This is a genomic window from Bacillus sp. FSL M7-1020, assembly GCF_038050415.1.
Classification (GTDB): Bacteria; Bacillota; Bacilli; order Bacillales; family Bacillaceae_G; genus Bacillus_A; species Bacillus_A toyonensis.
On sequence record NZ_JBBOTW010000001.1, the window covers coordinates 5,131,576 to 5,151,097 of the forward strand.

At 40.7% G+C, this 19,522-nt stretch carries 28 protein-coding genes; all 28 read left to right on the forward strand.

The features are described 5' to 3' along the window. Positions 1-20: 20 nt before the first annotated feature. The 28 genes from rpoC to secY all read left to right on the forward strand — a co-directional run bounded on the left by rpoC (position 21) and on the right by secY (position 19,496). Positions 21-3,632: a DNA-directed RNA polymerase subunit beta' gene (rpoC, locus tag MHB70_RS26435; protein WP_000567945.1), complete on the forward strand. Its 3,612-nt coding sequence runs from the start codon at positions 21-23 to the stop codon at positions 3,630-3,632. A gap of 112 nt (positions 3,633-3,744) precedes the next feature. Next, positions 3,745-3,993 carry a 50S ribosomal protein L7ae-like protein gene (locus MHB70_RS26440; protein WP_000121831.1) on the forward strand — a complete coding sequence of 83 codons (249 nt, stop codon included), beginning with the start codon at positions 3,745-3,747 and terminating at the stop codon, positions 3,991-3,993. A gap of 114 nt (positions 3,994-4,107) precedes the next feature. Continuing rightward, positions 4,108-4,530, forward strand: a complete 423-nt coding sequence (gene rpsL, locus MHB70_RS26445) for a 30S ribosomal protein S12 (protein ID WP_001142341.1) — start codon at positions 4,108-4,110, stop codon at positions 4,528-4,530. A 29-nt stretch (positions 4,531-4,559) separates the two neighbouring features. After that, on the forward strand, positions 4,560-5,030 hold the full coding sequence (gene rpsG, locus MHB70_RS26450; RefSeq protein WP_001137492.1) for a 30S ribosomal protein S7: 471 nt from the start codon (positions 4,560-4,562) through the stop codon (positions 5,028-5,030). Positions 5,031-5,236: 206 nt separating this feature from the next. Then, positions 5,237-7,315, forward strand: coding sequence for an elongation factor G (gene fusA / locus MHB70_RS26455; protein WP_000196385.1), 2,079 nt, complete (start codon positions 5,237-5,239; stop codon positions 7,313-7,315). A 117-nt stretch (positions 7,316-7,432) separates the two neighbouring features. After that, positions 7,433-8,620, forward strand: a complete 1,188-nt coding sequence (gene tuf, locus MHB70_RS26460; protein ID WP_001029617.1) for an elongation factor Tu — start codon at positions 7,433-7,435, stop codon at positions 8,618-8,620. A 397-nt stretch (positions 8,621-9,017) separates the two neighbouring features. Continuing rightward, positions 9,018-9,326, forward strand: a complete 309-nt coding sequence (rpsJ, locus tag MHB70_RS26465) for a 30S ribosomal protein S10 (protein ID WP_001040595.1) — start codon at positions 9,018-9,020, stop codon at positions 9,324-9,326. Positions 9,327-9,360: 34 nt separating this feature from the next. Continuing rightward, positions 9,361-9,993 carry a 50S ribosomal protein L3 gene (gene rplC / locus MHB70_RS26470; protein WP_000160209.1) on the forward strand — a complete coding sequence of 211 codons (633 nt, stop codon included), beginning with the start codon at positions 9,361-9,363 and terminating at the stop codon, positions 9,991-9,993. A gap of 25 nt (positions 9,994-10,018) precedes the next feature. After that, positions 10,019-10,642 (forward strand): 50S ribosomal protein L4, encoded by a 624-nt coding sequence (rplD, locus tag MHB70_RS26475; RefSeq protein ID WP_001127258.1) that lies wholly within the window; start codon positions 10,019-10,021, stop codon positions 10,640-10,642. Continuing rightward, positions 10,642-10,932: a 50S ribosomal protein L23 gene (gene rplW / locus MHB70_RS26480; protein WP_001205558.1), complete on the forward strand. Its 291-nt coding sequence runs from the start codon at positions 10,642-10,644 to the stop codon at positions 10,930-10,932. The genes rplD and rplW overlap by 1 nt, the downstream gene beginning before the upstream one ends. A 28-nt stretch (positions 10,933-10,960) precedes the next feature. Continuing rightward, a complete protein-coding gene (gene rplB, locus MHB70_RS26485; protein WP_000511583.1) occupies positions 10,961-11,791 on the forward strand; it encodes a 50S ribosomal protein L2 in 831 nt (276 codons plus the stop codon). 60 nt (positions 11,792-11,851) lie between these two features. Next, a complete protein-coding gene (rpsS, locus tag MHB70_RS26490; protein WP_000124454.1) occupies positions 11,852-12,130 on the forward strand; it encodes a 30S ribosomal protein S19 in 279 nt (92 codons plus the stop codon). A gap of 17 nt (positions 12,131-12,147) precedes the next feature. After that, positions 12,148-12,489, forward strand: a complete 342-nt coding sequence (gene rplV / locus MHB70_RS26495; protein WP_001148024.1) for a 50S ribosomal protein L22 — start codon at positions 12,148-12,150, stop codon at positions 12,487-12,489. 3 nt (positions 12,490-12,492) lie between these two features. Further along, a complete protein-coding gene (gene rpsC / locus MHB70_RS26500) occupies positions 12,493-13,152 on the forward strand; it encodes a 30S ribosomal protein S3 (RefSeq protein WP_000529958.1) in 660 nt (219 codons plus the stop codon). A gap of 1 nt (position 13,153) precedes the next feature. Then, on the forward strand, positions 13,154-13,588 hold the full coding sequence (gene rplP, locus MHB70_RS26505; protein WP_000928969.1) for a 50S ribosomal protein L16: 435 nt from the start codon (positions 13,154-13,156) through the stop codon (positions 13,586-13,588). Beyond that, positions 13,578-13,778 carry a 50S ribosomal protein L29 gene (rpmC, locus tag MHB70_RS26510; protein ID WP_000855718.1) on the forward strand — a complete coding sequence of 67 codons (201 nt, stop codon included), beginning with the start codon at positions 13,578-13,580 and terminating at the stop codon, positions 13,776-13,778. Before rplP ends, rpmC begins: the two co-directional genes overlap by 11 nt. Positions 13,779-13,798: 20 nt before the next feature. Beyond that, on the forward strand, positions 13,799-14,062 hold the full coding sequence (gene rpsQ, locus MHB70_RS26515) for a 30S ribosomal protein S17 (RefSeq protein ID WP_000004106.1): 264 nt from the start codon (positions 13,799-13,801) through the stop codon (positions 14,060-14,062). Positions 14,063-14,105: 43 nt separating this feature from the next. After that, positions 14,106-14,474: a 50S ribosomal protein L14 gene (gene rplN / locus MHB70_RS26520; RefSeq protein ID WP_000615912.1), complete on the forward strand. Its 369-nt coding sequence runs from the start codon at positions 14,106-14,108 to the stop codon at positions 14,472-14,474. 38 nt (positions 14,475-14,512) lie between these two features. Then, the gene (rplX, locus tag MHB70_RS26525; protein ID WP_000558200.1) at positions 14,513-14,824 is read left to right on the forward strand and encodes a 50S ribosomal protein L24; all 312 of its coding nucleotides are present in this window, start codon (positions 14,513-14,515) and stop codon (positions 14,822-14,824) included. 26 nt (positions 14,825-14,850) lie between these two features. Next, positions 14,851-15,390, forward strand: coding sequence for a 50S ribosomal protein L5 (gene rplE, locus MHB70_RS26530; RefSeq protein ID WP_001080829.1), 540 nt, complete (start codon positions 14,851-14,853; stop codon positions 15,388-15,390). 33 nt (positions 15,391-15,423) lie between these two features. Continuing rightward, a complete protein-coding gene (gene rpsN / locus MHB70_RS26535) occupies positions 15,424-15,609 on the forward strand; it encodes a 30S ribosomal protein S14 (RefSeq protein ID WP_001085700.1) in 186 nt (61 codons plus the stop codon). A 29-nt stretch (positions 15,610-15,638) separates the two neighbouring features. Continuing rightward, positions 15,639-16,037 (forward strand): 30S ribosomal protein S8, encoded by a 399-nt coding sequence (gene rpsH / locus MHB70_RS26540; protein ID WP_000245511.1) that lies wholly within the window; start codon positions 15,639-15,641, stop codon positions 16,035-16,037. Positions 16,038-16,069: 32 nt separating this feature from the next. Next, positions 16,070-16,609, forward strand: coding sequence for a 50S ribosomal protein L6 (rplF, locus tag MHB70_RS26545; RefSeq protein ID WP_000086552.1), 540 nt, complete (start codon positions 16,070-16,072; stop codon positions 16,607-16,609). A 31-nt stretch (positions 16,610-16,640) separates the two neighbouring features. Beyond that, the gene (gene rplR / locus MHB70_RS26550) at positions 16,641-17,003 is read left to right on the forward strand and encodes a 50S ribosomal protein L18 (RefSeq protein WP_000628818.1); all 363 of its coding nucleotides are present in this window, start codon (positions 16,641-16,643) and stop codon (positions 17,001-17,003) included. A 21-nt stretch (positions 17,004-17,024) separates the two neighbouring features. Then, positions 17,025-17,525 carry a 30S ribosomal protein S5 gene (rpsE, locus tag MHB70_RS26555; protein WP_000554646.1) on the forward strand — a complete coding sequence of 167 codons (501 nt, stop codon included), beginning with the start codon at positions 17,025-17,027 and terminating at the stop codon, positions 17,523-17,525. A gap of 13 nt (positions 17,526-17,538) precedes the next feature. After that, positions 17,539-17,721 (forward strand): 50S ribosomal protein L30, encoded by a 183-nt coding sequence (gene rpmD / locus MHB70_RS26560; protein WP_001085231.1) that lies wholly within the window; start codon positions 17,539-17,541, stop codon positions 17,719-17,721. Between the two features lie 33 nt (positions 17,722-17,754). Next, positions 17,755-18,195 (forward strand): 50S ribosomal protein L15, encoded by a 441-nt coding sequence (gene rplO, locus MHB70_RS26565; RefSeq protein ID WP_000766083.1) that lies wholly within the window; start codon positions 17,755-17,757, stop codon positions 18,193-18,195. After that, positions 18,195-19,496 carry a preprotein translocase subunit SecY gene (gene secY / locus MHB70_RS26570; RefSeq protein WP_000490120.1) on the forward strand — a complete coding sequence of 434 codons (1,302 nt, stop codon included), beginning with the start codon at positions 18,195-18,197 and terminating at the stop codon, positions 19,494-19,496. Before rplO ends, secY begins: the two co-directional genes overlap by 1 nt. The last annotated feature ends 26 nt before the right edge of the window (positions 19,497-19,522 follow it).

A 19,522-nucleotide genomic window follows, 5' to 3' on the forward strand; every position in this document is an offset into this window, starting at 1 on the left:
CTAAAAGGGAGGTAGGCCCCTTGATAGATGTAAATAACTTTGAATATATGAAGATTGGACTTGCTTCACCTGACAAGATTCGTTCTTGGTCATACGGTGAAGTTAAGAAACCAGAAACAATTAACTATCGTACGTTAAAGCCTGAAAAAGATGGCTTGTTCTGTGAGCGTATTTTCGGACCACAAAAGGACTGGGAATGTCATTGCGGAAAATACAAACGTGTACGTTATAAAGGTGTAGTTTGTGATCGATGTGGCGTTGAAGTAACGCGTGCAAAAGTTCGTCGTGAACGTATGGGTCATATCGAATTAGCTGCTCCTGTATCTCATATTTGGTATTTCAAAGGTATCCCGAGCCGCATGGGACTTGTCTTAGACATGTCCCCTCGCGCGCTTGAAGAAGTAATTTATTTCGCTTCTTATGTTGTAACAGAAAGTGGAGATACACCACTTGATAAGAAGCAATTACTTTCTGAAAAAGAATACCGTGCATATCGTGATCGATATGGTAGCACATTCCAAGCTGCTATGGGTGCAGAAGCGATTAAAAAGCTACTACAAGATATCGATTTAGATAAAGAAGTAGACTTCTTAAAAGAAGAATTAAAAACAGCACAAGGACAACGCCGTACTCGTGCTATTAAACGTCTAGAAGTATTAGAAGCATTCCGTAACTCTGGAAATCACCCATCTTGGATGATCCTAGATGTTCTTCCAGTTATCCCACCAGAACTACGCCCAATGGTACAGTTGGATGGTGGACGTTTTGCTACTTCTGATTTAAACGACTTATACCGTCGTGTAATTAACCGTAACAACCGTTTAAAACGTCTATTGGACTTAGGTGCACCAAGCATCATCGTTCAAAACGAAAAACGTATGTTACAAGAAGCTGTAGACGCATTAATCGATAATGGTCGCCGTGGCCGTCCAGTTACTGGACCAGGTAACCGTCCATTAAAATCTCTATCTCACATGCTTAAAGGTAAACAAGGACGTTTCCGTCAAAACTTATTAGGTAAACGTGTTGACTACTCTGGTCGTTCAGTAATCGTTGTAGGACCGAACTTAAAGATGTACCAATGTGGATTACCGAAAGAAATGGCGCTTGAACTGTTCAAACCTTTCGTTATGAAAGAGTTAGTTGAAAAAGGTTTAGCACACAACATTAAGAGTGCTAAACGTAAAATCGAGCGTGTACAACCTGAAGTTTGGGACGTTTTAGAATCTGTGATTAAAGAACATCCAGTACTTCTAAATCGCGCACCAACACTTCACCGTCTTGGTATCCAGGCGTTTGAACCTACACTAGTAGAAGGTCGTGCAATCCGTCTTCACCCACTTGTATGTACTGCATACAACGCGGACTTTGACGGTGACCAAATGGCGGTTCACGTTCCGTTATCATCAGAAGCACAAGCAGAAGCTCGTATTCTTATGTTAGCGGCACAAAACATCTTGAATCCAAAAGACGGAAAACCAGTTGTTACTCCATCTCAGGATATGGTATTAGGTAACTACTACTTAACACTTGAGCGTGAAGGTGCAATCGGTGAAGGTATGGTCTTCAAAGATGCCAACGAAGCAATACTTGCATACCAAAATGGATATGTACATCTGCACACGCGTGTTGCAGTTGCTGCAAGTTCAGTAAATAATGTAACGTTTACTGAAGAGCAAAAAGGTAAGCTTCTATTAACAACAGTTGGTAAATTAATATTTAACGAAATCTTACCAGAGTCGTTCCCTTATATTAACGAACCAACAAACTCAAACCTTGAAAAAGAAACACCAGCGGAATATTTCGTTGAAAAAGGTGCGAACATTAAAGAAATTATTGCTAGTCGCGAAGAAGTGGCACCATTTAGCAAGAAGATTCTTGGTAACATCATTGCGGAAGTATTCAAGCGTTTCAAAATTACAGAGACGTCTCGCATGCTTGACCGTATGAAGAACTTAGGATTTAAATACTCTACAAAAGCTGGTATTACAGTTGGGGTATCTGACATTCTTGTATTAGGTGAAAAAGATGAAATTCTCCACGAAGCACAAGCAAAAGTAGATAATGTAATTAAACAATTCCGTCGCGGTTTAATCACGGAAGAAGAACGTTACGATCGTGTTATCTCTATTTGGAGTAATGCAAAAGACGTTATCCAAGGAAAACTGATGAAGTCCTTGAATAAACGCAATCCAATCTTCATGATGAGTGATTCTGGTGCCCGTGGTAACGCATCTAACTTCACTCAGCTTGCTGGTATGCGTGGTCTGATGGCCAATCCATCTGGTCGTATCATTGAACTTCCGATCAAATCAAGTTTCCGTGAAGGTTTAACAGTACTTGAGTACTTCATCTCTACGCATGGTGCTCGTAAAGGTCTTGCCGATACAGCACTTAAGACTGCCGATTCTGGTTACTTAACACGTCGTCTTGTAGACGTTGCACAAGATGTAATTGTTCGTGAAGATGATTGTGGAACAGATCGCGGTTTACTAATTGGTGCGATTAAAGAGGGTAATGAAGTAATTGAGTCATTATATGATCGTCTTGTTGGACGTTTTGCAAGAAAAACTGTAAAACATCCTGAAACAGGTGAAGTATTAGTTGCTGAAAATCAATTAATTACTGAAGATATCGCTCATATCGTTGAAAATTCGGGTGTTGAAACTGTAAACATTCGTTCAGCGTTTACGTGTAACACTCGCCATGGTGTATGTAAGAAGTGTTACGGTCGTAACTTAGCAACTGGTACAGACGTAGAAGTAGGAGAAGCGGTAGGTATTATCGCGGCTCAATCTATCGGTGAGCCAGGTACACAGTTAACGATGCGTACGTTCCATACAGGTGGGGTTGCCGGTGATGATATCACACAAGGTTTACCTCGTATCCAAGAGATCTTTGAAGCTCGTAATCCGAAAGGTCAGGCAGTTATCAGTGAAATCGACGGTGTTATCGCAGCGATCAACGATGTTAAAGATCGCCAAGAAGTAGTTGTACAGGGTGAGGTTGAAGCTCGTACGTATGCTATTCCTTACGGTGCTCGTCTGAAAGTAACGCCAGGACAGCCAATTAGCCACGGTAAAGAGTTAACAGAAGGTTCTATTGATCCGAAAGAATTACTAAAAGTAACGGACATTACGGCAGTTCAAGAATACTTATTACGTGAAGTTCAAAAAGTATACCGTATGCAAGGGGTAGAAATTGGTGACAAACACGTAGAGGTAATGGTACGTCAAATGCTACGTAAAGTTCGTGTAAGTGATGCAGGTGAAACAGATGTATTACCAGGAACATTACTAGATATCCATCAGTTTACTGATGCGAATGCGAAGGTGTTACTGCAAGGTAAACAACCAGCAACGGCTAGACCTGTTCTACTTGGTATTACAAAAGCTTCACTTGAAACTGATTCATTCTTATCTGCAGCATCATTCCAAGAAACAACTCGTGTCTTAACTGATGCAGCAATTAAAGGTAAACGTGATGAGCTTCTAGGACTGAAAGAGAACGTTATTATCGGTAAACTTGTTCCTGCTGGAACAGGTATGAATCGTTATCGCAAAGTTGATCTTGTAAAAACAACACAAGATGACATGAATGTAGAAAACGATGAGATTTATGTGGAACAGTAAAATTTTCCGTGTGAATTTTGTATAAAAACATCTAATCCTAGTTGACATTGTATGAGTCAAAATGTTACTATAATCAAGGTTGCTCCTGAACGATGCTTTGGAGGATATTTATATGTCTTATCAAAAAGTGTCAAATGCTGAAAATGTAGTCGTTGGTCATAAACGAACATTGGAAGCAATCAAAAATGGTATAGTTAAAGAAGTTGTTATTGCAGAAGATGCTGATGTGCGGTTAACCCATATTATCATTCGCACTGCTTTGCAACATAACATACCCATAACCAAAGTTGAATCAGTTCGTAAGCTTGGAAAAGTTTCGGGGATTCAAGTGGGAGCTTCAGCAATAGGAATAATAAGTTAAAACTGTTTTTGTGAGGAGAGAGCATTTGCTCTTCCTTGCAAAAACTTTGTTTTCAACTAATAATGAACCACCTGGATATGTGGTCATACAAACATGCGAAGGGAGGATAATCAAATGCCTACTATTAACCAATTAGTGAGAAATGGTCGTACTGATAAAGTATGGAAATCTAAATCACCTGCGTTAAACAAAGGTTTTAACTCTTTAAAGAAAAAATCAACTGATATCTCTGCACCTCAAAAACGTGGTGTATGTACTCGTGTTGGTACAATGACTCCAAAGAAACCTAACTCAGCGTTACGTAAATACGCTCGTGTACGTTTAACAAACGGTATTGAAGTTACAGCTTACATCCCAGGTATCGGTCATAACCTACAAGAGCATAGCGTAGTATTAATTCGCGGTGGTCGAGTAAAGGATTTACCAGGGGTACGTTACCACATCGTTCGTGGAGCGCTTGATACAGCTGGTGTTGACAAACGTATGCAAGGACGTTCTAAATATGGTACTAAGCGACCAAAACCAGCTAAAAAATAATAAACTTATAATGAAAGGAGGAACTCAATATGCCTCGTAAAGGACCTGTTGCGAAACGTGACGTGTTACCTGATCCAATGTACAATTCTAAACTTGTAACACGCCTAATCAACAAAATGATGGTTGACGGTAAAAAAGGTAAATCTCAAACAATTCTTTATAACGCTTTCGATATCGTTCGTGAACGTTCAGATAAAGAACCAATGGAAGTATTCGAGCAAGCTCTTAAGAACATCATGCCTGTTCTTGAAGTACGCGCTCGTCGTGTTGGTGGTGCTAACTACCAAGTTCCAGTTGAGGTTCGTCCAGAACGCCGTACAACTTTAGGTCTTCGCTGGTTAGTAAACTATGCTCGTCTTCGTGGTGAAAAAACTATGGAAGAGCGTCTAGCTTACGAAATCTTAGATGCAGCTAACAACGCTGGTGCATCTGTTAAGAAACGTGAAGACACTCATAAAATGGCAGAAGCTAACAAAGCATTTGCTCATTACCGTTGGTAGGATTCAACGTAAAATAAATGTAAGCATAAACCGCTTTATTTGTCGCTTATGGAAGTGTGGAGAGGGAGAATGCCTCTCCCTTTCGTTGGGCGCTCGTTTTACATAATGAGGGTACTGGACACTGGCATATGTAACAATATAAAGTGGCTTTTTTGCTACTTAAAATAAAAAAATCCAATCCATATATGGAAGGAGCAAGACACCAAATGACAAGAGAGTTCTCTTTAGAAAACACTCGTAATATTGGTATCATGGCTCACATCGATGCTGGTAAAACTACAGCAACTGAGCGTATTCTGTATTACACAGGACGTATTCATAAAATCGGTGAAACTCATGAAGGTGCATCTCAGATGGACTGGATGGAGCAAGAGCAAGAGCGTGGTATCACAATTACTTCTGCTGCAACTACAGCTCAATGGAAAGGTCACCGTGTAAACATCATTGACACTCCAGGACACGTAGACTTCACAGTAGAAGTAGAACGTTCTTTACGCGTACTTGATGGTGCGGTAGCAGTACTTGATGCACAATCTGGTGTTGAACCACAAACAGAAACTGTTTGGCGTCAGGCTACTACTTACGGTGTACCTCGTATCGTATTCGTTAACAAAATGGATAAGATCGGTGCAGATTTCTTATACTCTGTAGGAACAATCCACGATCGTTTACAAGCAAACGCACATCCAATTCAGTTACCAATCGGTGCTGAAGATGAGTTCAATGGTATCATTGACCTTGTTGAAGAGTGTGCTTACATGTACGGTAACGATTTAGGAACAGACATCGAGCGTGTCGAAATTCCTGAAGAGCACAAAGAACTAGCTGAAGAATACCGTGGAAAGCTTATTGAAGCGGTAGCTGAGCTTGATGAAGAAATGATGATGAAGTACCTAGAAGGTGAAGAAATCACTGTAGAAGAGCTTAAAGCTGGTATCCGTAAGGCTACAACTTCTGTAGAATTCTTCCCAGTAATCTGTGGTTCTGCATTCAAAAACAAAGGTGTTCAAATTCTGTTAGACGCAGTTATCGACTACCTACCATCTCCATTAGATGTACCTGCTATTAAAGGTACTCTTCCGGATACAGAGGAAGAAGTAGAACGTAAGTCTAGCGATGAAGAACCATTTGCAGCTTTAGCATTCAAAATCATGACTGACCCTTATGTTGGTAAGTTAACGTTCTTCCGTGTGTACTCTGGTGTGTTAAACTCTGGATCATACGTGAAAAACTCAACTAAAGGTAAGCGTGAGCGTGTAGGTCGTATCCTACAAATGCACGCTAACAGCCGTGAAGAGATTTCAACAGTTTACGCTGGTGACATCGCTGCTGCTGTAGGTTTAAAAGATACTACTACTGGTGATACTCTTTGTGACGAGAAGAGCCTTGTTATCCTTGAGTCTATGGAATTCCCAGAGCCAGTTATCTCTGTAGCTATCGAACCAAAATCTAAAGCTGACCAAGATAAAATGGGTACAGCATTATCTAAGCTTTCTGAAGAAGATCCAACATTCCGTGCTCACACTGACCAAGAAACTGGCCAAACAATCATCGCTGGTATGGGTGAACTTCACCTTGATATCATCGTTGACCGTATGCGCCGTGAATTCAAAGTTGAAGCAAACGTTGGTGCTCCTCAGGTAGCATACCGTGAAACTTTCCGCGCTGCTGCGAAAGTTGAAGGTAAGTTCGCTCGTCAATCTGGTGGACGTGGACAATTCGGTCACGTTTGGATTGAGTTTGCACCTAACGAAGAAGGTAAAGGATTTGAATTCGAAAACAAAATCGTCGGCGGTGTAGTTCCACGTGAATACATCCCAGCTGTTGGAGCGGGTCTTGAAGACTCACTTAAAAATGGTGTACTAGCTGGTTACCCACTAGTTGACATTAAAGCAGCATTAGTTGACGGTTCTTACCATGATGTCGATTCATCTGAGATGGCGTTCAAAATCGCTGCATCTATGGCACTTAAAGCTGCGGTTTCTAAATGTAACCCAGTAATTCTTGAGCCAATGATGAAAGTTGAAGTTGTAATTCCTGAAGAATACATGGGAGACATCATGGGTGACGTAACATCTCGTCGTGGACGTGTAGAAGGTATGGAAGCTCGCGGTAACGCACAAGTTGTTCGCGCTATGGTTCCACTTTCTGAAATGTTCGGTTATGCGACAGCATTACGTTCAAACACTCAAGGACGCGGAACATTCTCAATGACATTTGATCATTATGAAGAAGTACCGAAGTCTGTTTCAGAAGAAATTATTAAAAAAAATAAAGGTGAATAATTGATTTTTATCGATTGTTCAAGTATAACTACTTATGTAAGCTTAGAAAGTGAGACTTCGGTTTCGCTTTCTAGTCTAAATATAAAATAACCTATATAAACTAAGGAGGAATTTAGAATGGCTAAAGCTAAATTCGAACGTTCTAAACCCCATGTTAACATCGGTACAATCGGCCACGTTGACCATGGTAAAACTACATTAACTGCTGCGATCACTACAGTTCTTGCAAAAGCTGGTGGTGCTGAAGCACGCGGATACGATCAAATCGACGCTGCTCCAGAAGAAAGAGAGCGCGGAATCACAATCTCAACTGCACACGTTGAGTACGAAACTGAAACTCGTCACTATGCACACGTTGACTGCCCAGGTCACGCTGACTATGTTAAAAACATGATCACTGGTGCTGCTCAAATGGACGGCGGTATCTTAGTAGTATCTGCTGCTGATGGCCCAATGCCTCAAACACGTGAGCACATCCTTCTTTCTCGTCAAGTAGGTGTACCTTACATCGTTGTATTCTTAAACAAATGCGACATGGTAGACGACGAAGAATTATTAGAATTAGTAGAAATGGAAGTTCGTGACCTATTATCTGAATACGGATTCCCAGGCGACGACATTCCTGTAATCAAAGGTTCTGCTCTTAAAGCTCTTCAAGGAGAAGCTGATTGGGAAGCAAAAATCATTGAATTAATGACTGAAGTTGATGCTTACATCCCAACTCCAGAACGTGAAACTGACAAACCATTCTTAATGCCTATCGAGGATGTATTCTCTATCACAGGTCGTGGTACAGTTGCAACTGGTCGTGTAGAGCGCGGAATCGTTAAAGTTGGTGACGTAGTAGAAATCATCGGTCTTGCTGAAGAGAATGCTTCTACAACTGTAACTGGTGTAGAAATGTTCCGTAAACTTCTTGACCAAGCTCAAGCTGGAGACAACATCGGTGCTCTTCTTCGTGGGGTTGCTCGTGAAGACATCCAACGTGGACAAGTTCTTGCTAAAACTGGCTCTGTAAAAGCACACGCTAAATTCAAAGCTGAAGTTTTCGTATTATCTAAAGAAGAAGGTGGACGTCACACTCCATTCTTCGCTAACTACCGTCCTCAGTTCTACTTCCGTACAACTGACGTAACTGGTATCATCCAATTACCAGAAGGTACTGAAATGGTAATGCCTGGTGACAACATCGAAATGACTATCGAACTTATCGCTCCAATCGCTATCGAAGAGGGAACTAAATTCTCTATTCGTGAAGGTGGACGTACAGTAGGTTACGGCGTAGTTGCAACTATCGTTGAGTAATCTTAACTGATATAAAAACCCAAGGGATTCTCCCTTGGGTTTTTTGTTTGTGTTTATATAATGAGTAAGATTATATTTTTATGTTTTGACGAGTTTCTTCTATATTAATATAAAACCATCAAAACAAAATCCAGAAACTGTAAAATGAATTCTGTTAGATGAAAACTTGAAATTCTTTAAAGTGCCATGTATAATAGCAAAAGTAGAGAAAAGCAGATGCAAACAAAAAGATGCTTGCATCTAGACGAATAACATTGTATAATAGACAATGTTGGTCTTTGACTGCGATGAAGTGGAAGGTTGCTGACACACCCGGCCGCTTTGCCATGGCATGGTGTGGGGAAATTTCCATGGAGAAGGTCTATTTTAGAAATAGGCGAACGAAGGAGGGAAAATAATGGCAAAAGAAAAAATTCGTATCCGTTTAAAAGCTTATGATCACCGTATTCTTGATCAATCAGCTGAGAAAATTGTAGAAACAGCTAAGCGTTCTGGGGCAACAGTTTCTGGTCCGATCCCATTACCAACTGAGAAGACTATTTACACAATTCTTCGTGCTGTTCATAAGTACAAAGATTCTCGTGAGCAATTCGAAATGCGCACACACAAACGTTTAATCGATATCGTGAGTCCTACTCCACAAACAGTAGATTCATTAATGCGTTTAGACTTACCGTCTGGTGTAGATATCGAAATCAAACTATAAATTATATAACTTAAAAATGTAGGAGGTGTAACTCATGACCAAAGGAATCTTAGGAAGAAAGATCGGTATGACTCAAGTATTTGCTGAGAACGGTGAGTTAATCCCAGTAACAGTTATCGCTGCTAATCCAAACGTTGTTCTTCAAAAGAAAACAACTGAAACTGATGGCTACAATGCAATCCAGTTAGGATTTGAAGATAAACGTGAAAAGTTAACTAACAAACCTGAACAAGGCCACACTGCTAAAGCATCTACAACTCCTAAGCGCTTCATTCGCGAAATCCGCGATGCAGACGTGGACGGATTAGAGGTTGGTCAAGAGGTAAAAGTTGAAGTTTTCGCTGCAGGTGAAATCGTTGACGTAACAGGAATTTCTAAAGGTAAAGGTTTCCAAGGTGTTATCAAACGCCACGGACAATCTCGCGGACCTATGTCTCATGGTTCTCGCTATCACCGTCGTCCAGGTTCAATGGGCCCAGTTGCTCCGAACCGTGTATTCAAAGGCAAAAAACTTGCTGGACGTATGGGTGGAGACCAAGTTACTATCCAAAACTTAGAAATCGTTCAAGTTGACACTGAGCGCAACTTATTACTAGTAAAAGGTAACGTTCCAGGTGCTAAGAAATCTCTTGTAGTTGTTCAAGGCGCTGTGAAGGTTAGCAAATAATTCACAATAGGAAGGAGGAATTCCAATGCCAAAAGTTACTGTATATAACCAAACTGGTTCACAGGTTGGTGAAATCGAATTAGCTGAAGCTATTTTCGGTATCGAACCAAATGAAGCTGTACTTTTCGAAGCTGTAATGATGCAACGTGCATCTTTACGTCAAGGTACACACAAAGTAAAAACTCGTTCTGAAGTTCGCGGTGGTGGTCGTAAACCATGGCGTCAAAAAGGAACTGGACGTGCTCGTCAAGGGTCTATCCGCTCTCCTCAATGGCGTGGTGGTGGTACGGTATTCGGACCTACACCAAGAAGCTATGCGTACAAACTTCCTAAGAAAGTTCGTCGTTTAGCAATCAAATCTGCATTAGCTACTAAAGTAGTTGAGAACAACATTGTAGTTCTTGAAGACCTAGTGTTAAATGCACCAAAAACAAAAGATATGCTAGCAGTACTTAAAGGATTAACTGTTGAGAAGAAAGCTCTTATCGTAACTGCTGATGCAAACGAATCTGTAGAGTTATCTGCTCGCAATATCCCTGGAGTAACAGTAATCACTGCTGATGGCGTAAACGTTTTAGACGTGCTTCATCATGATAAGCTAATCATGACAAAAGCGGCAGTGGAAAAAGTAGAGGAGGTGCTTGCATAATGAGAGATCCTCGTGATATCATTAAGCGCCCAGTTATCACTGAACGTTCTATGGAAATGATGGCTGAAAAAAAATACACGTTCGATGTGGACGTTAAATCTAATAAAACAGAAGTTAAAGATGCTCTTGAAGCGATCTTTGGTGTTAAAGTAGAAAAAGTGAACATCATGAACTACAAGCCGAAAGCAAAACGCGTTGGTCGTCACGCTGGTTTTACTAGCCGTCGTCGTAAAGCAATCGTTAAGCTAACTGCTGACAGCAAAGAAATCGAAATCTTCCAAGGCGTTTAATTCTTACTAAAGAAGGAGGGAAATTGAGATGGGAATTAAAAAGTATAATCCAACTACTAACGGTCGTCGTAATATGACTACGAATGATTTCGCTGAAATCACGACTGACAGACCCGAAAAGTCATTACTTGCTCCTTTAAGCAAGAAGGCGGGTCGTAATAACCAAGGTAAAATTACTGTACGTCATCAAGGTGGCGGACATAAGCGTCAATACCGTATCATCGACTTTAAGCGTAACAAAGATGGAATTCCAGGACGCGTTGCTACGATCGAATACGATCCAAACCGCTCTGCGAATATCGCATTAATTAACTACGTTGACGGTGAAAAACGTTACATTCTTGCTCCTAAATCTTTAGAAGTAGGTATGGAAGTTATGTCTGGCCCAGAAGCTGACATTAAAATCGGTAACGCATTACCATTAATCAACATTCCAGTAGGTACTGTTGTTCATAACATCGAGCTTAAGCCTGGTCGTGGCGGACAATTAGTTCGTTCTGCTGGTACATCTGCTCAAGTACTTGGTAAAGAAGGTAAATACGTACTTGTACGTTTAACTTCTGGTGAAGTACGTCTTGTATTATCTGCTTGTCGCGCTTCAATCGGTCAAGTTGGTAACGAACAACACGAACTTATCAAAATCGGTAAAGCAGGTCGCTCTCGCTGGTTAGGTAAACGCCCAACAGTTCGTGGTTCTGTAATGAACCCGGTTGATCACCCACACGGTGGTGGTGAAGGACGTTCTCCAATCGGACGTAAGTCTCCAATGTCTCCATGGGGTAAACCAACTCTTGGATTCAAGACTCGTAAGAAAAATAAAGCGTCTGATAAATTTATCGTTCGTCGTCGTAAAAAATAATGGGATTGTAGTACGGTTCATTTCTAGAACCGTACGCCAATCACGAAGGGAGGCACCAAAATGGCTCGTAGCTTAAAAAAAGGACCATTTGTCGATGATCACTTAATGAGCAAAATGGAAAAATTAGTTGCATCTGAGCAAAAACAAGTTGTTAAAACTTGGTCTCGCCGTTCAACAATCTTCCCTCAGTTCATCGGACACACAATCGCTGTATATGATGGTCGTAAACACGTACCTGTGTACATCACTGAGGATATGGTTGGCCATAAGTTAGGTGAATTCGCACCAACTCGTACGTATAAAGGTCACCTTGCTGACGATAAGAAAACTAGAAGATAATGAGAGGAGGCACTTCAATGCAAGCTAAAGCAGTAGCGAGAACAGTTCGTATTGCTCCTCGTAAAGTTCGTTTAGTAGTAGACTTAATCCGAGGTAAGCAAGTGGGTGAAGCGATTGCTATCCTTAACCACACACCAAAAACTGCTTCTCCAGTTGTAGAAAAAGTTTTAAAATCTGCAATCGCAAATGCAGAGCACAATTATGAGATGGATATTAACAACCTAGTTGTTGAAAAAGTTTTCGTTGACGAAGGTCCAACGTTGAAACGTTTCCGTCCACGTGCAATGGGTCGTGCAAGCCAAATTAACAAACGCACAAGCCACATCACAGTTGTGGTATCAGAAAAGAAGGAGGGATAATCGATGGGTCAAAAGGTTAATCCAATTGGTCTTCGTGTCGGTGTTATCCGTGACTGGGAATCTCGTTGGTTCGCTGAGAAAGATTACGCTACATTATTACATGAAGACATCAAAATCCGTGAGTACATTACTGTACGCTTAAAAGATTCTGCTGTTGCTAAAGTAGAAATCGAACGTGCAGCAAATCGTGTAAATGTTACAATTCACACTGCAAAACCTGGTATGGTAATTGGTAAAGGTGGTACTGAAGTTGAAGCACTTCGTAAAGCTCTTAACCAATTAACAGGCAAGCGTGTACACATCAACATTTTAGAAGTTAAGAGAGCTGATCTTAACGCTAAATTAGTAGGCGAAAACATCGCTCGTCAATTAGAAAACCGTGTATCATTCCGTCGTGCACAAAAGCAAGTTATTCAACGTGCTATGCGTGCAGGTGCTAAAGGTATTAAAACACAGGTTTCTGGTCGTCTTGGCGGAGCTGATATCGCTCGTGCAGAATCTTACAGTGAAGGAACTGTTCCACTTCATACACTTCGCGCTGATATTGACTATGCAGCAGTTGAAGCTGATACAACATACGGTAAATTAGGCGTAAAAGTATGGATCTACCGTGGAGAAGTCCTTCCTACAAAAAAGAAAGCTTCTGAGGAAGGAGGAAAATAATATGTTAATGCCAAAACGCGTAAAATATCGTAGAGAGCATCGTGGTAAAATGCGTGGTCGTGCAAAAGGTGGAACTGAAATTGCTTTCGGTGAATTCGGTTTACAAGCACAAGCTGCTTCATGGATTACAAACCGTCAAATCGAAGCTGCTCGTCGTGCAATGACTCGTTACATGAAACGTGGCGGTAAAGTATGGATTAAAATTTTCCCTTCTAAGCCTTACACTGCAAAACCTCTAGAAGTACGTATGGGTTCCGGTAAAGGGGCACCAGAAGGCTGGGTAGCAGTAGTAAAACCTGGGAAAATTATGTTCGAAATCGCGGGTGTGTCTGAAGAGGTAGCACGCGAAGCATTACGTCTTGCAGCTCACAAGTTACCTGTGAAATGTAAATTCGTAAAACGTGAAGAAAATGGTGGTGAATCTAATGAAAACTAATGATATTCGTGAATTAACCACTGCCGAAATCGAAACAAAAGTTAAAGCTTTAAAGGAAGAGTTGTTTAATCTTCGCTTCCAACTTGCTACAGGACAATTAGAGAATCCAACTCGCATTCGTGAAGTGCGTAAAGCAATTGCTCGTATGAAAACTGTAGTTCGTGAAAGAGAGATCGGAATTAATCGATAAATTGAGGGGAGGTTTGCATAGTGAGCGAACGTAACCAACGCAAAGTTTATACTGGTCGTGTAGTGTCTGACAAAATGGACAAAACGATTACAGTTTTAGTTGAAACTTACAAAACTCATTCCTTGTACGGAAAACGTGTTAAGTATTCTAAGAAGTACAAAGCCCATGATGAGCAAAACCAAGCGAAACTTGGCGATATCGTTAAAATCATGGAAACTCGCCCGCTTTCTGCTACTAAGCGTTTCCGTTTAGTTGAAATCGTTGAAGAAGCGGTTATTATCTAAATAGACGAATCGGAATTTTTAGTCCGAAGGGAGGTTTCATAACATGATCCAACAAGAATCTCGTTTGAAAGTTGCTGACAACTCTGGTGCACGTGAACTTTTAACAATTAAAGTATTAGGCGGCTCTGGTCGTAAATATGCTAACATTGGTGATATTATCGTTGCTACGGTAAAACAAGCAACACCAGGTGGCGTTGTTAAAAAAGGTGACGTTGTTAAAGCAGTAGTAGTACGTACGAAGAGCGGAGCTCGTCGTCCGGACGGTTCTTACATCAAATTTGATGAAAACGCAGCGGTTATCATTAAAGACGATAAGAGCCCACGTGGTACTCGTATCTTCGGACCAGTAGCTCGTGAATTACGTGATAGCAACTTCATGAAGATCGTTTCTTTAGCTCCAGAAGTTCTATAATTTAAGGTATTGCCTTGCTAAGGAGGTGCAGAATTAAGATGCATGTAAAAAAAGGTGATAAAGTACAGGTAATCACTGGTAAAGACAAAGGAAAACAAGGCGTTATCCTTGTGGCTTTCCCAAAGCAAAACCGTGTTATCGTTGAGGGTGTCAATATCGTTAAGAAGCACTCTAAGCCATCTCAATTAAATCCACAAGGTGGAATTATTACTAAAGAAGCACCTATTCACGTTTCTAACGTTATGATTTTAGATCCGAAAACAGGTGAACCTACTCGTGTAGGCTTCAAAGTAGAAGATGGTAAAAAAGTTCGTATTGCAAAAAAATCTGGTGAATTATTAGATAAATAATTTTCTTAAGAAAGGAGGTCACTTCATTGAATCGCCTTAAAGAGAAGTTCCAAAAGGAAATTACTCCTGCTCTAGTGAGCAAGTTTAACTATAAATCTGTGATGGAAGTACCGAAAATCGAAAAGATCGTAATCAACACTGGTGTTGGTGACGCGGTATCTAACTCAAAAGCTTTAGACAATGCAGTAGAAGAATTAACACAAATCGCAGGTCAAAAACCTGTTGTAACTCGTGCTAAAAAATCAATCGCTGGTTTCCGTCTTCGTGAAGGTATGCCAATCGGTGCGAAAGTAACTTTACGCGGCGAGCAAATGTATGAGTTCTTCGACAAATTAGTGTCAGTTTCTTTACCACGTGTACGTGATTTCCGTGGTGTTTCTAAGAAATCATTCGATGGTCGTGGGAACTACACATTAGGTGTTAAAGAGCAACTTATCTTCCCTGAGATCGATTATGATAAAGTAAGCAAAGTCCGCGGTATGGACATCGTAATCGTTACTACAGCGAAAACTGATGAAGAAGCTCGTGAACTTTTAACACAATTCGGTATGCCATTCCAAAAATAATGGAAGCCAACGCTAAGTAGAGGAGGCGAAAACGTGGCTAAAAAATCTATGATAGCGAAACAAAAGCGTACTCCTAAGTTTAAAGTACAAGAGTATACACGTTGCGAACGCTGCGGTCGTCCGCATTCTGTATACCGCAAATTTAAACTTTGCCGTATTTGTTTCCGTGAACTTGCATATAAAGGTCAAATTCCTGGTGTTAAAAAAGCTAGTTGGTAAAACCCACAAATGGGAAGGAGGTAAAACACATGGTGATGACAGATCCAATTGCAGACATGCTTACTCGCATCCGTAATGCGAACATGGTACGTCATGAGAAATTAGAGGTTCCTGCTTCTAAAATCAAAAAAGAGATCGCTGAACTTTTAAAACGTGAAGGTTTCATTCGTGATGTAGAATACATCGAGGATAACAAACAAGGTATCCTTCGTATTTTCCTGAAATATGGTGCAAACAATGAACGTGTAATCACTGGATTAAAACGTATCAGTAAACCTGGCTTACGCGTTTACGCTAAAGCTGATGAAGTACCACGTGTACTTAACGGATTAGGTATCGCTCTTGTTTCTACATCTAAGGGAGTAATGACAGACAAAGATGCTCGTCAATTACAAACTGGTGGAGAAGTAGTAGCATACGTTTGGTAATATATATTTAAAACGAACGGAGGTGTGACCACATGTCTCGTATTGGTAAAAAGATTCTTGAAATCCCTGCAGGTGTTACTATTACAATTGCAGAAGACAATACTGTAACAGTAAAAGGCCCTAAAGGTGAATTAACTCGTAAATTCAATGCTGATATGTCTATCAAAATTGAAGAAAATACACTAACAGTTGAGCGTCCATCTGAACAGAAGGAACACCGTGCATTACACGGTACAACTCGTGCTTTAATCGGAAACATGGTTGAAGGTGTAACTACAGGTTTCGCACGCGGACTTGAATTAGTCGGTGTTGGTTACCGTGCTCAAAAACAAGGAGATAAACTTGTATTAAGCGTAGGTTATTCTCATCCAGTAGAAATGACTCCGGAAGCAGGTATCGAAGTTGAAGTACCTGCACCAACTAAAATCGTAATTAAAGGTATCGACAAGCAACGTGTTGGCGAATTTGCTGCTAACATCCGTGCTGTACGTGCTCCTGAGCCATATAAAGGTAAAGGTATTCGTTACGAAGGCGAAGTTGTTCGTCGTAAAGAAGGTAAAACTGCTAAGTAAACCCGTTAGGTGAGAGAAAGGAGTGACAAGAATGATCACTAAAGCTGATAAAAATGCGACTCGTAAGAAAAGACATGCACGTGTACGTGCTAAACTTACTGGTACTGCAGAACGTCCACGTTTAAACGTGTTCCGTTCTAACCAACATATTTACGCTCAAGTTATTGATGATGTGAATGGTGTAACGTTAGTAAGTGCATCTACTCTTGATAAAGACCTTGCTCTTAACGGTACTAGCAATACTGAAGCTGCTACGAAAGTTGGAGAATCAGTTGCTAAGCGTGCTGTAGAGAAAGGCGTTAAAGAAGTAGTATTCGATCGCGGTGGTTACTTATACCATGGCCGTGTTAAAGCTCTAGCTGAAGCTGCTCGTGAGGCTGGATTACAATTTTAATGGTCAAAGGAGGGAAAATTGATGCATCGCATTGACCCAAGTAAATTAGAACTTGAAGAACGTGTAGTTACGATAAATCGTGTCGCGAAAGTTGTTAAGGGTGGTCGTCGTTTCCGCTTTGCTGCACTAGTTGTAGTTGGCGATAAAAACGGTCATGTTGGATTCGGTACTGGTAAAGCACAAGAGGTACCAGACGCAATTCGCAAAGCTATCGAAGACGCTAAGAAAAACTTAATCGCTGTACCATTAGTTGGTACAACAATTCCACACACAATCAACGGTCATTTTGGAGCTGGTGAAGTATTCTTAAAACCTGCTGCTGAAGGTACTGGTGTTATTGCTGGTGGACCTGTTCGTGCGGTACTTGAATTAGCTGGTGTACAAGATATTCTTTCGAAATCTCTTGGTTCTAACACACCAATCAACATGATTCGCGCTACTGTGAACGGATTAAGCGAACTTAAGCGCGCTGAAGATGTTGCAAAATTACGCGGTAAATCTGTAGAAGAGCTACTAGGTTAAGGAGGGAAAACAAATGGCGAAAAAGTTAGAAATTACCCTCACTCGTAGTGTAATTGGTCGTCCACAAGATCAACGTGCGACGGTAGAAGCTTTAGGTCTTAAAAAGTTGAATTCAACTGTAGTTAAGGAAGAAACTCCTGCTATTCTTGGTATGATCAACAAAGTTTCTCACCTTATAACTGTAAAAGAAGCTTAAGGATAACTCATTAATATAAGGAGGTGCCTGGGAATGAAACTTCATGAATTAAAACCTGCAGAAGGTTCTCGTAAAGTACGTAACCGTGTCGGTCGTGGTATCGGTTCTGGTAACGGTAAAACTGCTGGTAAAGGTCATAAAGGACAAAACGCACGTTCTGGTGGCGGTGTTCGTCTTGGCTTCGAAGGTGGTCAAACTCCATTATTCCGTCGTTTACCAAAACGCGGCTTCACAAACATTAACCGTAAAGAGTTTACTATTGTAAACTTATCAACGTTAAATCGTTTTGAAGATGGTACAGAAGTAACACCTGAATTATTGCTGGAAACTGGCGTTATCAGCAAGTTAAACGACGGTGTTAAAATTCTTGCAAGCGGAGCAGTAGAGAAAAAATTAACTGTTAAAGCGCACAAGTTCTCTTCAAGTGCTAAAGAAGCAATTGAAGCAGCTGGCGGATCAGTTGAGGTGATCTAATGTTTCGTACAATCTCCAACTTTATGCGCGTTGCTGAGATAAGACGTAAAATATTATTCACTTTAGCGATGTTAATCGTATTCAGGATTGGCACGTTTATCCCAGTGCCATTTACAAATGGAGACGTACTGAAAGCACAAGATCAATTAAATGCCTTAGGTATCCTAAATACATTTGGCGGTGGCGCCTTGAAAAACTTCTCCATCTTCGCGATGGGAATCATGCCGTATATTACAGCATCCATCATCGTGCAATTATTGCAGATGGATGTTGTTCCTAAATTTTCGGAATGGTCGAAGCAAGGTGAAATGGGCCGTCGTAAACTAACGCAATTCACGCGTTACTTTACAATTGTTCTTGCGTTTATTCAGGGGTTTGGTATGTCAATCGGTTTTAACGGTATGGTAGGTGGGCAATTAATTTTGAATCCTGGTTGGAGCACTTATTTATACATTGCTACGGTACTGACTGCTGGTACTGCATTTTTAATGTGGTTAGGTGAACAGATTACAGCTAAAGGTGTAGGTAATGGTATTTCCATCCTTATCTTTGGTGGTATTGCCGCAGCGATCCCAAGTGTTATATCTCAAGTGTATCAACAACAGTTTCAAAATATCGGAGATCAATTGTTCATGAGTATCGTTAAAGTTGTATTGATCTTACTAGCTGTGCTAGCGGTTATTGTTGGTGTTATTTTCATTCAACAGGCTGTTAGAAAGATCCCAATTCAATATGCGAAGCGTGTAACAGGAGCGAATGGGAATCATGCTGGAGCACAAAACACTCATTTACCACTTAAGGTAAATAGTGCGGGTGTTATTCCAGTCATTTTTGCTGTTTCATTCTTAATTACACCTCCAACTATTGCACAGTTCTTCCCGAAACATGATGTATCGCAGTGGATTATTGCAAACTTTAACTATTCTCACCCAGTGGGAATGATCATATATGTTGCGCTCATTGTAGCCTTCACATATTTCTATGCATTTGTTCAGGTTAATCCAGAGCAAATGTCAGAGAATCTAAATAAGCAAGGTGGATATGTTCCAGGTATTCGTCCGGGTAAGAATACGGAACAATATTTAACAAAAATCTTGTATCGTTTGACCTTTGTAGGATCAATTTTCCTAGCAGCGATTGCAATCTTACCAGTTATCTTTACGAAATTGGGAAATCTTCCTCCATCTGCACAGATCGGTGGAACGAGTATGTTAATCGTTGTCGGCGTTGCTTTAGAAACAATGAAGCAGCTAGAAAGCCAACTGGTAAAACGCCATTACAAAGGGTTTATCAAGCAATGAGTAAGTGGGAAGGCTTGTCTTCCCTA